Origin of the sequence: Halorhodospira sp. M38, assembly GCF_022227985.1 — a bacterium.
Taxonomy (GTDB): domain Bacteria; phylum Pseudomonadota; class Gammaproteobacteria; order Nitrococcales; family Halorhodospiraceae; genus Halorhodospira; species Halorhodospira halophila_A.
In genome coordinates this window covers 81,861-95,460 of sequence record NZ_JAJNQP010000005.1, presented here as the reverse complement: position 1 = coordinate 95,460, position 13,600 = coordinate 81,861, and the positions used below count along the sequence as shown (strand labels likewise).

Annotated in this window: 13 protein-coding genes and 1 pseudogene; 4 read left to right on the top strand and 10 right to left on the bottom strand. The window is 68.7% G+C overall.

From position 1 onward, the window contains the following. Positions 1–4: 4 nt before the first annotated feature. The 9 genes and pseudogenes from flhA to LRA98_RS05095 all read right to left on the bottom strand — a co-directional run bounded on the left by flhA (position 5) and on the right by LRA98_RS05095 (position 7,856). Positions 5–2,125, bottom strand: coding sequence for a flagellar biosynthesis protein FlhA (gene flhA, locus LRA98_RS05135; RefSeq protein ID WP_238633586.1), 2,121 nt, complete (start codon positions 2,123–2,125; stop codon positions 5–7). Further along, positions 2,122–3,297: a flagellar biosynthesis protein FlhB gene (gene flhB / locus LRA98_RS05130; protein ID WP_238633585.1), complete on the bottom strand. Its 1,176-nt coding sequence runs from the start codon at positions 3,295–3,297 to the stop codon at positions 2,122–2,124. Before flhB ends, flhA begins: the two co-directional genes overlap by 4 nt. A gap of 3 nt (positions 3,298–3,300) precedes the next feature. Continuing rightward, the gene (gene fliR / locus LRA98_RS05125) at positions 3,301–4,092 is read right to left on the bottom strand and encodes a flagellar biosynthetic protein FliR (protein WP_201168477.1); all 792 of its coding nucleotides are present in this window, start codon (positions 4,090–4,092) and stop codon (positions 3,301–3,303) included. Further along, positions 4,093–4,362: a flagellar biosynthesis protein FliQ gene (gene fliQ, locus LRA98_RS05120; protein ID WP_201168480.1), complete on the bottom strand. Its 270-nt coding sequence runs from the start codon at positions 4,360–4,362 to the stop codon at positions 4,093–4,095. It abuts the gene before it with no gap. A 142-nt stretch (positions 4,363–4,504) separates the two neighbouring features. Then, the gene (gene fliP, locus LRA98_RS05115; protein WP_201168483.1) at positions 4,505–5,245 is read right to left on the bottom strand and encodes a flagellar type III secretion system pore protein FliP; all 741 of its coding nucleotides are present in this window, start codon (positions 5,243–5,245) and stop codon (positions 4,505–4,507) included. Between the two features lie 3 nt (positions 5,246–5,248). After that, positions 5,249–5,710 (bottom strand): flagellar biosynthetic protein FliO, encoded by a 462-nt coding sequence (gene fliO / locus LRA98_RS05110; RefSeq protein ID WP_201242400.1) that lies wholly within the window; start codon positions 5,708–5,710, stop codon positions 5,249–5,251. Continuing rightward, complete coding sequence (fliN, locus tag LRA98_RS05105; protein ID WP_201168489.1) at positions 5,710–6,249, bottom strand: flagellar motor switch protein FliN; 540 nt, start codon at positions 6,247–6,249, stop codon at positions 5,710–5,712. Before fliN ends, fliO begins: the two co-directional genes overlap by 1 nt. Positions 6,250–6,428: 179 nt before the next feature. After that, positions 6,429–7,391: pseudogene (fliM, locus tag LRA98_RS05100) on the bottom strand (flagellar motor switch protein FliM); the annotation flags it as partial. Positions 7,392–7,403: 12 nt separating this feature from the next. After that, positions 7,404–7,856, bottom strand: a complete 453-nt coding sequence (locus LRA98_RS05095; protein ID WP_201168495.1) for a flagellar basal body-associated FliL family protein — start codon at positions 7,854–7,856, stop codon at positions 7,404–7,406. A 264-nt stretch (positions 7,857–8,120) separates the two neighbouring features. Here LRA98_RS05095 and LRA98_RS05090 point away from each other — a divergent pair, with 264 nt between their 5' ends. The 4 genes from LRA98_RS05090 to LRA98_RS05075 all read left to right on the top strand — a co-directional run bounded on the left by LRA98_RS05090 (position 8,121) and on the right by LRA98_RS05075 (position 12,116). Then, positions 8,121–9,635: a zinc-regulated TonB-dependent outer membrane receptor gene (locus LRA98_RS05090; protein ID WP_238633584.1), complete on the top strand. Its 1,515-nt coding sequence runs from the start codon at positions 8,121–8,123 to the stop codon at positions 9,633–9,635. A gap of 35 nt (positions 9,636–9,670) precedes the next feature. Then, positions 9,671–10,570, top strand: a complete 900-nt coding sequence (locus LRA98_RS05085) for a metal ABC transporter substrate-binding protein (protein ID WP_238633583.1) — start codon at positions 9,671–9,673, stop codon at positions 10,568–10,570. 146 nt (positions 10,571–10,716) lie between these two features. Then, positions 10,717–11,316: an ATP-binding cassette domain-containing protein gene (locus LRA98_RS05080; RefSeq protein WP_238634226.1), complete on the top strand. Its 600-nt coding sequence runs from the start codon at positions 10,717–10,719 to the stop codon at positions 11,314–11,316. Then, complete coding sequence (locus LRA98_RS05075) at positions 11,316–12,116, top strand: metal ABC transporter permease (RefSeq protein WP_238634225.1); 801 nt, start codon at positions 11,316–11,318, stop codon at positions 12,114–12,116. Before LRA98_RS05080 ends, LRA98_RS05075 begins: the two co-directional genes overlap by 1 nt. Here the strand turns inward: LRA98_RS05075 and LRA98_RS05070 are convergent. Then, complete coding sequence (locus tag LRA98_RS05070; RefSeq protein WP_238634224.1) at positions 12,107–13,525, bottom strand: flagellar hook-length control protein FliK; 1,419 nt, start codon at positions 13,523–13,525, stop codon at positions 12,107–12,109. The genes LRA98_RS05075 and LRA98_RS05070 overlap by 10 nt on opposite strands. Positions 13,526–13,600 lie beyond the last annotated feature (75 nt).

Genomic DNA, 13,600 nt, shown 5'->3' with positions numbered 1-13,600 from the left:
TGCGTTACCCCTGCTTGCCCGATTCCTCCTGCCCCTGACCGACGTTGGCGATGATGCGCACCTGCCGGTCATCCGGGACCTCGTTGTAGGACAGGACGTAAAGCCCCGACGCCACGTTGCGGGACAGCCGCCGCAGCCAGTGGCGCAGCGGCGGTGACGTCAGCAATACGGCGGGCTGACCGGCGGCTTCTTGACGCTCCGCCGCCTGGGCGATCGAGCGCTGCATGCGCTCGGCCAGCCCGGGCTCGATGCCGCCGCCCCCGTCCCCGGCACCCTGCACGGAATTAAGCAAGAGTTGTTCCAGCTGCGGCTCCAGGGTGATCACCGGCACCTCGCGCTGCATGCCGACGATCTCCTGGACGATCATGCGGCTGAGCGCTTCGCGCACGTGCTGAGTCAGCTGCCCCGGGTCCTTGGTCTTCTGCCCGTGCTCGGCCAGCGCCTCGACGATGGAGCGCATGTCCCGGATGGGCACGCCCTCCTCGAGCAGATTCTGCAGCACCTTGACCACCGTGGACAGGCTCAGGGTGTTGGGCACCAGCTCCTCGACCAGCTTGGGCTGGCTCTGGCCGAGCATGTCGAGCAGCTTCTGCGCCTCCTCGTGGCCGAAGAGCTGATGGGCGTTGCGCTGCACCTCCTGGGAGAGATGGGTGGCGATCACCGTGCTGGCGTCCACCACCGTGTAGCCCAGGGTCTGCGCGTAATCGTGCTGCGACGGCTCGATCCACACCGCGTCGAGACCGAAGGCCGGATCCTTGGTCGGCGTCCCGGAGAGCTCGCCGTGGACCGTCCCGGGGTTGATGGCCAGCTCGCGGCCGGGCTGCACGTCGCCCTCGGCCACGGGTACGCCGTGGATGCTGACCCGGTAGACGTTGGGTCCCAGATCGAGGTTGTCGCGGATGTGCACCGGCTGGACCAGGAAGCCCAGGTCCTGGGAGAGCTTCTTGCGCACCCCCTTGATCCGGGTCAGCAGCTGCCCGCCCTGATTGCGGTCGACCAGCGGGATCAGGCCGTAACCCACTTCCAGGCCCACCGGGTCCACCGGGGGCACGTCGTCCCAGGTGAGCTCTTTCTGCTCGGGGTCCTCCCGCTCGGCATCGGCCTGCTCGGATGCCGCGGGCTGCTGAGCCGCGGCGGCCGCCTCGGCCTCGCGCCTGCCGGCGTACCACGCCCCCAGCGCGCACAGCCCGGCGAAGAAGAGAAACGGCACCGGCGGCAGCCCCGGCGCCAGACCAAGCAGGCCGATGATCCCGGCGACGACCCAGAGCACCCGCGGGTTGCTGAACAGCTGCTCCATGATGTCGTCGGTCATCCGCCGCGTATCCGAGCGGCGGGTGACCAGGATGGCCGTCGCGCTGGAGAGCACCAGCGAGGGGATCTGCGCCACCAGGCCGTCGCCGATGGTCAGCAGGGTGTAGTTGCGGGCGGCCTCGTCGGCCGGCATGCCGTGCTGGGTCATGCCGATGATCAGCCCGCCGACGATATTGATCAGCAGGATCAGGATGCCGGCGATCGCGTCACCGCGGACGAACTTGGCGGCACCGTCCATGGAGCCGTAGAAGTCGGCCTCCTGCGCCACCTCCTGGCGCCGGTTGCGCGCCTCCTCCTGGCTGATGATCCCGGCGTTGAGGTCGGCGTCGATGGCCATCTGCTTGCCGGGCAGCGCATCCAGGGTGAAGCGCGCCGAGACCTCGGAGATGCGCCCGGCGCCCTTGGTGACCACGACGAAGTTGATGATCACCAGGATGGCGAAGACCACGAAGCCGACCACGTAGTTGGCGCCAACGACGAACTCGCCGAACGACTGGATGACGTTGCCCGCCGCGTCGGTGCCGGTATGACCGTCGAGGAGGATGATCCGCGTCGAGGCGATGTTCAGCGCCAGGCGCAGCAGCGTGGCCACCAGCAGGATCGTCGGGAAAACCGCGAACTCCAGCGGCCGCATGATGTAGACGGTGACCAGGAGGATCGACAGCGACAGGACGATGTTAAAGGTGAACAGCATGTCCAGCGCCAGCGGCGGCAGGGGCACGATCATCATCGCCAACAGGGCAATGACCAGCAGCGGCGTACCCAGCCCCCGGGAGCCGAGGCTGCGGATCTGATCGGCGATGGCCGAATTCATCGGCGGCTATCCCCTCCTGGCTCATCGGATGGTGCACCGCCGCCGGCGTCGTAGCCCGACGGAACCTCCGGCTCGGGCCGCTGCGGCGGCGTCCAGCCGCGGCGCTGCGCGGCCTGGAACTGGTAGACGTAGGCCAGCACCTGGGCGACGGCGAAGTAAAGCGCGCCCGGGATCTCCTGGTCCAGATCGGCGGAATGATACAAGGCCCGTGCCAGCGGCGGGGCCTGGAAGATCAGGATGTCGTTCTCCTCGGCGATCTGGCGGATGCGCGCAGCAAGCAGGTCGGCGCCCTTGGCCACCACCGTGGGCGCACGCATAGACGACTGATCGTACTTGAGCGCGACAGCGTAGTGGGCCGGGTTGGTGATGACCACATCGGCATCGGGGACCTGCTCCATCATCCGCCGGTTGGTCATCTCCCGCTGCTGCTCGCGGACCCGCTGCTTGACCTCCGGCTTGCCCTCGGTCTGCTTGAACTCCTCTTTAACCTCCTGGCGGGTCATGCGGATCTTCTGGGTGTGGTCGTAGATCTGGTAGGGGATGTCGATGGCCACCACCACCAGCATCGACAGTGCCAGCAGGAAGAAGAAGATGTAGAACAGCCGCATGCCCTCGGCCATGGAGGGCTCGAGGGGGGCCCGGCTCATGGTGTAGAAGTTGTCCCAGAAGAGGACAAACAGCCCGACGGCGGTGCCGCCGATGACCAGCACCTTGCCCAGGGCCTTGCCCAGCTCCACCGCCGCCTTGGTCCCGAACATGCGCTGAAACCCCTTGATGGGGCTGAGCTTCTCGGGCTTGGGCTGCATCGGGTGAAAGGAGAAACTCCACCCGCCCAGGGCGGTGGGGGCGATCAGCGCGGCGAGCAGCATCACGGCGATGAACGGCAGCACCGTGAGCAACCCCCGCCCGAGCGCCTCGTGCAGCCGCTCGATGACCATCCCCGGGTCGTAGATGTGGCTACGATCAATGGTGAATGACCACTCGAGCAGCGACGTCAGCTGACCGCCCATGAAGGGACCGAGCGCCAGCAGCGCGCCGGCGGCCACCAGCAGCACCAGCATGGTGGTCAGCTCCCGCGAGCGCGGGATCTGCCCCTTCTTGCGCGATTCCTCGCGCCGTTTCGGGGTCGGATCCTCGGTTTTTTCCTGCCCGTCTTCGCTCTCCTGGGCCACGGCCTACCCCCCGATCCCCGGTGTACCGAGCAACGATCCGATGGTGTTGTACGCCTCGCTCCACATCATGGCCATGCGCGCCGGCAGCGCCGGCAGGACCAGGATGGGCATCAGGACGCCGCCGACCAGGATGGTCAGCGGCAGACCGACGGAGAAGACGTTCATCTGCGGCGCGGCGCGGGTCATCACGCCCAGCGAGAGGTTGATGACCAGCAGGACGGTGACCAACGGCAGCGCGATGAGTACGGCACCCGCGTACATCTGCGTCCCCCAGGCCGCGACACCCCAGAACACGTCCCGATCCAGGGCGATCTCGCCGATAGGCACCGCCGCGAAGCTGTCTGCCAGCAGCTGGATCAGCATCAGGTGTCCGCCGACGGCGAGGAAGAGCAGCGTGACGATGGTCAGCAGCAGCTGGGAGATCACCGGCACCGACATGCCCGTCTGCGGGTCCACCATGGTGGCAAAACCCAGCCCCATGGCCAGGGCAATGCTCTCACCGGCGATCACCGCCGTGTTCAGCGCCAGGGCCAGGATCATGCCGATGGTCAGCCCCACCAGCACCTCTTGGACGGCGATCAGCAGGCCGTCCGCCGAGAGGGGATCCACCGGGGGCACCTCGCCCACCGCCGGAAGCACGGCGATGGTCAGGGCCACGCCGATGAACACCCGCACCTGCAGCGGGATCATGTCGTTGCCGAACACCGGCGCCACCAGGGCCGCCGCCCCGATGCGCATCAGCGGGTACATGAAGGTACCCACCCACGCGGCCGCTTCGGCGCTGCTGATCTCCATTCAGCGCAGGATCTCCGGGATGCTGCGGATGAGCCCCTCGGTGAAGTCGGTCAGGACCTGGGTCATCCACGGCGTGAGCAGGAACAGCACCACCGCCAAGCCGGCGAGCTTGGGCACGAAGGAGAGGGTCTGCTCGTTGATCTGCGTGGCCGCCTGGAACATGCCGACGATCAGGCCGATGATCAGCGCCGCCAACAGGATCGGCCCGGCCAGGAGCGTGGCCACGGTGAGCGCGTCCGTGCCCAGCTGAATCGCCCGCTCGGGTGTCATAGACAACCTCCATTAAAGGCTTGCCGCTAGCGGCCGGCACCGGCCGACCGGCTCCGGCCGGGCCGGCAGCTTTTTGCCGTTCGGCGCCCCGCCATTGCCGCCGGGCGGCAAGGTCTTGCCGCCCGGCGGGGCACCCGGGCGGTCACAGGAAGAAACTGGACGCCAGGGTGCCCATCACCAGTGACCAGCCATCGACCAGGACGAAGAGCATGATCTTGAACGGCAGCGAGATGATCATCGGCGAGAGCATCAGCATGCCCATGGACATCAGCGTGCTGGCCACCACCAGGTCGATGACCAGGAACGGCAGATAGAGCACGAAGCCGATGATGAAGGCGGTCTTCAGCTCGCTGGTCATGAATGCCGGGATCAGCACCGACATGGGCACGTCGTCCGGGCTGTCCACCTCGCCGTAGTCGGCGATGCGCAGGAACAGGGCGATGTCGTCCTCGCGGGTCTGGCGGATCATGAACTCGCGCATCGGCTCGCTGGCCTGCTCCAGCGCCTGCTCGGCGTTCATCTCCTCGGCCATGTACGGCTGCAGCGCGGTCTCGTTGATCTCGTCGAAGACCGGCATCATCACGAACAGGGTCAGGAACAGGGCCAGCCCGATGAGCACCTGGTTCGACGGCGTCGAGGCGGTGCCGAGCGCCTGGCGCAGGATGGCAAGGACGACGATGATCCGCGTAAAGGCGGTCATCATCAGCACCATCGCCGGCAGCAGCGTCAGCAGGGTCATGAGGACGAGGACCTGGACGCTGAGGCTCCAGGTCTGCCCGTCCTCGGTCTCCTCGATGGTCAGCGCCTCCAGCCCGGTCTGGCCGTAGGCCAGCACCGGGCAAAGAAACAACGCCACGAGAAGCAGAATACGGAGTGTGGGCATGGACTACTGCTGATCGGATTGCTGCATCAAGCGACGCAGCCGCGCCGCGAACGGGCCGCCCTGCCCGCCGTCGGCCTCGCCGCCGACGCCGGTCACTGGGGTTTCCAGTATATGCAAGGTCTGTACCCGCCCGGGCGCTACACCGAGCAGCAGCTGGGTCTCCCCCACCTGAACCAGCACCACGCGCTCGCGCTGGCCCACCGGCAGCGAGCCGAGCACACGCATGGCCCCGGTGCCGCCCACGGCCCCGCCGCCGAAGCGCCGGAGCAGCCAGGAGAGCCCGACAATCACCGCCAGCACCACCAACAGGGCGACAATCACCCGGACGATGGCCTCGGCCTCGACCCCAGGGACGGTCTCGGCCACGGCCGGCGCCGAGAACGCCAGCAGATTGACGCCCAGCGCCGCCCCCGCCAGGCGCGAGCGCCGGAGGAACGTCACCCACGAGCGCGATCGAGGGGCCATCAGCGCAGCTTCTTCACCCGCTCGGCCGGGCTGATGACGTCGGTCAGGCGGATGCCGAAGCGCTCGTTGACGACCACCACCTCGCCGTGGGCGATCAGCGTGCCGTTGACCATCACGTCCAGGGGCTCGCCGGCCAGGCGGTCGAGCTCCACCACCGAGCCCTGGTTGAGCTGGAGCAGGTGGCGGATGCTGATCTGCGTCCGGCCAATCTCCATGGACAGCGTCACCGGGATGTCGAGGATGACATCGATGTTCTGGTCATCCTCGCCGGCGGCGCGCGTGGCGGCCGGATCGAACTCGTCCAGATCCACCGATCGGCCGCCGCCGCCTTTTTCGGCAGCGCCGGACTGGCCGCTCTCCCGACCGCCCGAACCGGCCGTCTCGGTGGCCTCGGCGCCCTCCTCCATGGCGGCCGCCCACTCCTCGGCCAGGGCCTCGTCGTCGATGTGCTCTCCCTCCTGCTCGCCCTGCCCCTTCTGCTCGGCCAGGGCGTCGGCCCAGTCGTCATCGGCCGACGGCCGGTCGTTCTCGTCACTCATGACTCATCCACCCTCTGGCTGCTCTGGGGGCGCTCCGGCGCCTCGTGGGACTCCTCGGCGCCGCTGCGCTGCTCGGCGGTGAGCCGGTTGATGCGCTGCTGAACCGGCTCCTCGTCCCGTTCGCGCTCCTCGCGGCGGACCTGGTCGCGCTCCGGCAGCAGTGTCTCGCGCTCCGGCGCCTGCACCTTCTCGTCAATGCGCAGCGCCGCATGGCCCTCGCACACCCCATAGGTACCGTAGAAGACTGGCACCTCCTCGACCTCGACCACCACCCGCTCGGGCATCTCGATGGGGATCACATCCCCGGCCTTGAGGTGCATCAGATCGCGCAGGGTGATCTCCGAGCGCGCCAGGGTACTGTGCATGGTCACCGGAGCGGTCTTCATCTCTTCGCGCAGCGCCTTGGCCCAGCGGTCATCGACGTCGTTGCGATCGGACTGCACGCCGGCGTCGAGGATCTCGCGGATCGGCTCGACCATGGTGTACGGCAGGGTCACGTGGATGTCGCCACCGCCGCCGTCGAGCTCGACGTGGAACTTGCTCACGACGACCACCTCGGTGGGGCTGACGATGTTGGCGAACTGCGGGTTGACCTCCATGTTCACGTACTCGAAGTCCACGCCGAGCACCGGGTTCCACGCCTCGCGCAGGTCGTCGAAGGCCTGATCGAGCATCAGCCGGATAACCCGCTGCTCGGTAGGCGTGAACTCGCGCCCCTCCACCTTGAGGTAGAAGTGCCCGCCGCCGCCGAAGAAGTTGTCCACCACCAGGAAGACCAGCTTGGGGTCGATCACGAACAGACCGGAGCCGCGCAGCGGCGGCACGCGGATGATGTTCAGGCTGGTGGGGACGAACAGGGTATGGACGTACTCGCCGAACTTCATCATCTCCACGCCGGTGACCGAGACCTCCGGCGTGCGGCGGAGCATGTTGAACAGGCCGATGCGAAAGAGCCGCCCGAAGCGCTCGTTGATCATCTCCAGGGTCGGCATCCGGCCCCGGACGATGCGCTCCTCGGCGGTAAAGGTGTACGGCCGGAGTTCGCCGGTATCCTCTTCGTCCTCGGTGTCGACGTCGCCGTCGTCGATCCCGTGGAGGAGCGCGTCGATCTCGTCCTGGCTGAGGATATCCTGCTGCGACATGACGACCGCCCGCTACTGCATTACGAAACTGGTGAAGTAGACCGCTTCGACCTCGCCCTCGATCCCGCGCTCATCGAGGATGTCGTTGATCTCCTCGAGCGAGGCGTGCCGCAGATCCTCGCGCCCGGCCCGGGTGTTGAGCGCCTCGAAGCTCTGATCAGCGAAGAGCATCAGCAGGTTGTTGCGGATCACCGGCATGTGCCGCTCCACGCCCTCGAGCGCCTGGTCGGTGCGCGCCATGACCTCGACCTCGGCCTGCAGGTAGCTGATCCGCTGACCCCGCTCGAAATTGACGGTCAAAGGCGGCTCCAGCTTGAGGTACTGCGGATCCCCCAGGTCGGGCTCTGCGTCCGCATGCATGCCCGGCGGCGTGATGTAGCCGAACGCCAGGGCCCCCACGGTGCCCATGGTCACGACCATCATCAACGCCATGATCCCCATGAATATGTAGACAATCTTCGGCACTGGTATGCCTCCCCGTGCCCTATCAATGCACTGACTGTGCCGTGACGCCGGCGCTGCTGCTGCCGACTCCCCATGCTACCGCATCACCCGCCGGCGACGCCTGTTGACGCCTTGTTGCATTTGCAACTAGATTGCACTGGACGCCGGAGGCGGCCGCTGTGGACTCTCTTGTGCTATCGGCCACCAGCGCCGGGAACTTGACCACAGCAGCGCGACAGCGGCCACAACCGCCCGGCGCGTCACTCAATCCAGGGGAGCCCGAACATGTCACGATACCACGCCCAATGGCGCCGATCGGCCCTGCTGGCCACCGGTCTGGGCGGCGCAGCCCTGCTGCTCGGCAGTGCCCACGCCCAGTCGCCCACCGACGAACCCACCGTCGAGCAGGGACCGGAACCCACCGTCAGCGCCGACCCCGGCCCGATGCAGCGGGCCACCGCCTCCAGCGAGCAGATCGGCGCCGGCACACTGATGAACCCGTCCATCTCCGTGATCTTGGACGGCGTGTACGGCAACGAGTTCTCCGGCCACGTCGATGACCCCGGCGGCTTCGGCATGGGCCACAGCCACGGTCACGGCCACGACCACGCCCACGGCATCGAGGACGGCTTCCAGCTGCGCGAGACCGAGATCGCCTTCGAGGCCTCGGTGGACCCCTACTTCGACGCCTTCGCCATGCTGGTCATCGAGGGCACCGACCACATCGACCTGGAGGAGGCGTACTTCACCACCCGCAGCCTGCCCTGGGGCCTGCAGGTGAAGGCCGGCCGCTTCCTCTCCGACGTCGGCTACATCAACAGCCAGCACCCCCACGAGTGGGACTTCGTCGACCGCCCGCTGGTCAGCGAGCACCTCTTCGGCGACCACGGCATCCAGGAGATCGGCGCGCAGCTCAACTGGCTGGCGCCCACCCGGACCTACCTGAAGTTCGGTGCCGAGATCCTCGAGGGGGAGACGAGCGGGATTGCGGCCTACGAGGGGGAAACCAGCACCCAGCCAGGGTGGATTGATAACACTAGTGATAATGATGATACCGAACCGGGCCGCTTTAGGACCGAAGAGTTGGATTTGCCTTTCTCCGACTCAACCGCCCCCCGTCTCGCCACCCTGTTCGCGAAGTGGGGACCGGATCTCGGCTTCAACCACGCCGCTCAATTCGGCATATCTGGCGGGTATGCGCAGGCCTGGCAACGAATAGAGGAACATAGCGAGGGCCTCCGCGTGGAAGCGTGGGATGGCGATGCCTGGTTCGCCGGCCTGGATGCGGTCTACAAGTTCGACCCGCCGGGCAGCTACCAAGGCACCGGCCAACTGACGCTCCAAGGCGAGTACTTCTACCGGAACATCGACGCGGATTACTATTACTACAACAGCGACTTTGAGCGTGATGAAGTCGATTCTGGAGAGGGATACTGGCAACGGGACACGGCTTCCGCTGATCGCACCTCGGGCCGTTTCAAACAAGATGGCCTTTACGTGCAGGCCGTCTACGGGATTGCCCCGCGCTGGCGTACCGGCATCCGCGCCGAGGCCCTGGGCCTGCTCGAGAACCAGGCCTGGCATGATCGGGATGACGGCAACGGCTACGCGGATCTAGACACCTCCTACCGCTACTCGGCCAATGTGACCTTCTACCCGTCGCACTTCTCCTACATCCGAGCCCAGGTCAATTACTCGGATTTCGCTGCCGATTCGCCGGGTGGATCCGGGGAAGACGCCTGGCAGGCGATGCTCCAGTACAACCTGAGCCTCGGCGCCCACGGCGCCCATCCGTTCTGAGCGCGCCGCGCCGCAAACGCAAAGGGAGTCGAATGATGTTCAAGCGCATCCTTGCCACCGCGGTCCTCGCCACCGCCCTCGCCGCCGGCCCCGCCGCAGCGGAGCGGCTGCAGGTGGCCGCGACCACCACCAACATGGCCATGATCACCCAGCAGGTCGGCGGCGAGCATGTGGAGGTCACCACCATGGCCCCGCCGGACCGCGACGCCCACTACCTGGAGGCACGGCCGTCGATGATGGCCGCGCTGCGCGGGGCCGACCTGGTGGTCTCGGTGGGCGCCGAGTTGGAGGAGGGCTGGCTGCCCGCCGCCATCCGCGGCGCCAACAACCCGGACGTGCAGATCGGCCAGGACGGCTACTTCGAGGCCGCCGCCCAGGTGGAGCTGATCGGCCAGACCGGTCACGCCGACCGTGCCCGGGGTGATGTCCACCCGGCGGGCAACCCCCACGTCTACCTGGACCCCGTCCGCATGGCCGAGGTGGGTCAGGCCCTGGCCTCGCGCTTGGGCAACCTGGCCCCGGAGCACGCGGAGCACTTCTACAGCAATGCCGATGACTTCCAGGCCGCCGTCGAGGAGCGTCTGCCCGGCTGGGAAGAGCGCGTCGCCGACGCCCCCGGGGTGCTGCTCTTCCACGCGGACATCGACTATCTGGTGCACCGCCTGGACGTGCCCCTGCACGGCTACCTGGAGCCGCTGCCCGGCGTGCCGCCCACGGCCCGCCACCTGCGGCGGCTGGTCAATGAGCTGGCGGACGAGCGGGGCGTGACCCTGTTCACCGACTTCCAGCCGGCGGACGGGGCCCGCTTCATCGAGCGGGAGCTGGGCTGGTCCTACTACAGTCTGCCCACCCACGTCCCGGTGAATGGCGATGCCGACGACTACTTCGCGGTCATCGACGAGCTGGTCGAGGCCATCGCCTCGCCGGCCTCCTGAGCCGACCCGGGGGGGGCGCCGGGGCCCCCCCGCCCCCCCCCCCGGCCCCGGGGGGCCCCCCCCCCCCCGCGCCCCTTACCATGACGCGACCCGGACGGGGCACGGTCCCGCCCGGGTCGTTCTTCCCCACGACAAGGATCCATCTCGTGGCGCAACCGCTTCTCGAGATCGAACAGCTGCGGGCTGGCTACGGCGAGCCGGTGGTCGGCCCGGTTTCTCTGCAGGTCCACCCCGGCGAGGTGATCGGCCTGGCCGGCCCCAACGGCTGCGGCAAGAGCACGGTGCTCAGTGTCCTCACCGGCCAGGCGCAGCGCTTCGGCGGCCAGGCCAAAACGGCTGCCGGCGCCGGCATCGCCTGCCAGTCCCAGGCCCCGTACCAGGGCGGCGAGCTGCCCCTGCGCGGCGACGAGCTCCTGACGCTGATGGGCGCCGACCCCGCCACCCTGCCCGAGCCGCTGCAGCCGCTACTGCGCCGGCGCATCGACCGCCTCAGCGGCGGGCAGCGCCAGAGCCTGCTGGTCTGGTCCGTCCTCGGCCACCCCGGGGCCCTGGTGCTCCTCGATGAACCCACCAACAACCTGGACGCCCGTGGCCGGCAGCTGCTCATCGAGGGACTGAATCGCCTGGACGCCGGGCGCGGGGCGCTGGTGATCAGCCACGACGCCGACTTCATCCGCCAGGTCTGCCACCGGGTGATCACCCTGGAGCCGGGCGGGCATCTGCAGCGAACGGAGACGGCCGCGTAATGGAACTGCTCTTCGACCCCCTGTTCCGTCTGCCGTTCCTCGCCGGGCTGACCGCCGCCGTGGCGGTGGCGGTGGTCGGGCTCTACCTGCGCCTGCGCGGCGAGTGGCTGGCCGCCCTGGGCTTCGCCCACCTGGCCGGCGCCGGCGGCGTGGCGGGCCTGCTGCTCGGCGCCCCGCCGCTGGCCGCGGCCCTGGCGGCGAGCGCCGTGGCGGTGGCGATCAAGGGCGCCCTGCACCGAACCGGCAACGACGTCTACGCCTGGCTGATCCTCTTCGGTTGGGCGGCGATGATGCTCGGCGCCTCGATGACCTACCACGCCAAGCTCCTCGGCGAGAACCTGATGGAGGGGCAGCTCTACTTCGTCGGTGCCGAGGAGTTGTGGGCGACGCTGATCGTCGCCGGTGCCGCCGCCGTGCTCCTGCCGATCATCTCGCGCCGGCTGCTGCGCCACGAGCTCTTCCCCGGCCACGACGCCGCCAACGGCAAGCCGCTGTGGCCGGTGACGCTCGGTTTCGATCTGATCGCCGCGGCGGTAGTGGCGATCACGGCGCTGGTGATGGGGGTGATGGCCGCCTTCGCCCTGGTCTTCATCCCGGCCTGGCTGGCCTTCGCCCTGGCGGGCGGATGGCGGCGCGCCGTGGCCTGGGCGGCGGGGCTGGCCGCTGCGATCTACACCGCGGCGTTCGTCACCGCCATGGCGCTGGATCTGCCCTTTGCCACGGTCCTGGTGGGCATCGCGGCGGCCGTGGCGCCGCTGCGCCTGCTTGCCGGGCGGCTGGGCGGGCGGCTTCAGGCGTAGTGGTCGATCAGCCCGCGGCCGCTACTGCCGGCTGCGGCGGCCTCCCCGGTGTCCTCGCCTTCTGACTCGGCGGCCTGCAGGGACTCACCGCCGTCGGGATCGGTCTCGTCGTCACCGCCGTCGCCCTGGGAGATATTCACGTCCACCTCCCCCTGACCCTGGTCGGCCAGGAACTGCTTGAGCCGCTCCAGGTCCTGCTCCAGGGCCTCGCGGGTGGCCGCGTTGTGCGTGGTGATGTTCACCGTGGTGCGCTCGTCACCGACGTTGACCTGGATGTCCAGCGGGCCGAGGCCGGGCGGATTGAGCTGCAGCCGCGCCTGCTGGACATTCTCGTTGACCATCCACACCACCCGCTCGCCCACAGCGGGGGTGAAACCCTGTTGACCCACCGGCTGCTGCACGGTGAACTGCAGGCCGCCGCCGCGCTGACTGCCCTCCAGCCCCTGGGCGGCAGCCAGCAGTCCGCTGAACTCGCCACGAGCGGCGCCCTCGTCCCGCCCGCGCTGGCCCGACTGCAATGCCTGCAGCAGCGCCTCGGCGGCGGCGCCCCGCTCACCGCTGCCGGTCTGCCCGCCCTGGCCACCGGGGCTCTGGCCGCCGGCGGGGTCCAGCCCGCCGGAGACGGCGTTAAGCAAACCGCCGGCGCGCAGCTCCCGGGCGATCTGGTCGCCGAGGGCGCCCTGGCGCGCGCTCTCGGCGTCATCGCTCCCCCCGACTCCGGAGAGCATCGCGGTGGTGGCGGCCGCAATGGCGGCCAGGCCACGCTCCCCGGCCTGCTCTTCGACCTGCTCTTCGGCGGGTTCCGCGGCCAGACCGGCGCCGTCGAGATGGGCCAGGCGCTCCTGGAGCGCGGCCACCAGCTCCTTGCCCGAGAGCCCCTCGTCCTCCAGCTCGGCCAGCGCCTGCAGGACCTCGGCACGCTCGGCAGCCAGCTGACGCTGGCCCTCCAGCCACGCCTCAAGGCGCTCGAGCTTGTCCGTCTCGCCCTCCAGCAGCGCCTGGAGCTTGCTGGAACGCTCCTGCGGGTCGGCGTTGCCCAGCTCTTCGAGCAGCGCCGGGTCGAGCTCCGCCAAGGCCTGCTCGGCGTCCCCTTCGCCCATCCCCGCCAGGGCGTCCATGACGGCCTGCAGTTTCTCGGAGAGCTCATCCAGGTCCGGCGCCACCTCCTCCAGCTCGGCCGGCAGTGCCTCGCCGTCCAGCGGCAAGGCCTCGCCGTCAAGCTTGCTGCCGAGGGCATCGAGCAGCCCCTTGAGGTCAGCCTCATCAAGGCCCGCCTCCTTGAGCGCGGGACTCGCCAGCAGCGCCTCAAGGAACCCGCCGGCCTCGCCCCCGCCGTTCAGGGCTGCGCCCTCCGGGCGCTTGCGCACCGAGGCGTCGAGGTCGAGCGTGGCGGGGTCGATGGGTGGCATGCGGCTTCCTCCAGCGATGGCGACGAACGCGTCCCCGGATCAGGTGCAAGATCCGAACCAGCACGGCGCCCCCGG

What these genes read in the sequence shown, in the direction of transcription:
- flhA (WP_238633586.1), bottom strand. Translation starts at nt 2,125, where the DNA reads ATGAATTCGGCCATCGCCGATCAGATCCGCAGCCTCGGCTCCCGGGGG.
- fliR (WP_201168477.1), bottom strand. Translation starts at nt 4,092, where the DNA reads ATGGAGATCAGCAGCGCCGAAGCGGCCGCGTGGGTGGGTACCTTCATG.
- fliQ (WP_201168480.1), bottom strand. Translation starts at nt 4,362, where the DNA reads ATGACACCCGAGCGGGCGATTCAGCTGGGCACGGACGCGCTCACCGTG.
- fliP (WP_201168483.1), bottom strand. Translation starts at nt 5,245, where the DNA reads ATGCCCACACTCCGTATTCTGCTTCTCGTGGCGTTGTTTCTTTGCCCG.
- fliO (WP_201242400.1), bottom strand. Translation starts at nt 5,710, where the DNA reads ATGGCCCCTCGATCGCGCTCGTGGGTGACGTTCCTCCGGCGCTCGCGC.
- fliN (WP_201168489.1), bottom strand. Translation starts at nt 6,249, where the DNA reads ATGAGTGACGAGAACGACCGGCCGTCGGCCGATGACGACTGGGCCGAC.
- LRA98_RS05090 (WP_238633584.1), top strand. Translation starts at nt 8,121, where the DNA reads ATGTCACGATACCACGCCCAATGGCGCCGATCGGCCCTGCTGGCCACC.
- LRA98_RS05085 (WP_238633583.1), top strand. Translation starts at nt 9,671, where the DNA reads ATGTTCAAGCGCATCCTTGCCACCGCGGTCCTCGCCACCGCCCTCGCC.
- LRA98_RS05075 (WP_238634225.1), top strand. Translation starts at nt 11,316, where the DNA reads ATGGAACTGCTCTTCGACCCCCTGTTCCGTCTGCCGTTCCTCGCCGGG.
- LRA98_RS05070 (WP_238634224.1), bottom strand. Translation starts at nt 13,525, where the DNA reads ATGCCACCCATCGACCCCGCCACGCTCGACCTCGACGCCTCGGTGCGC.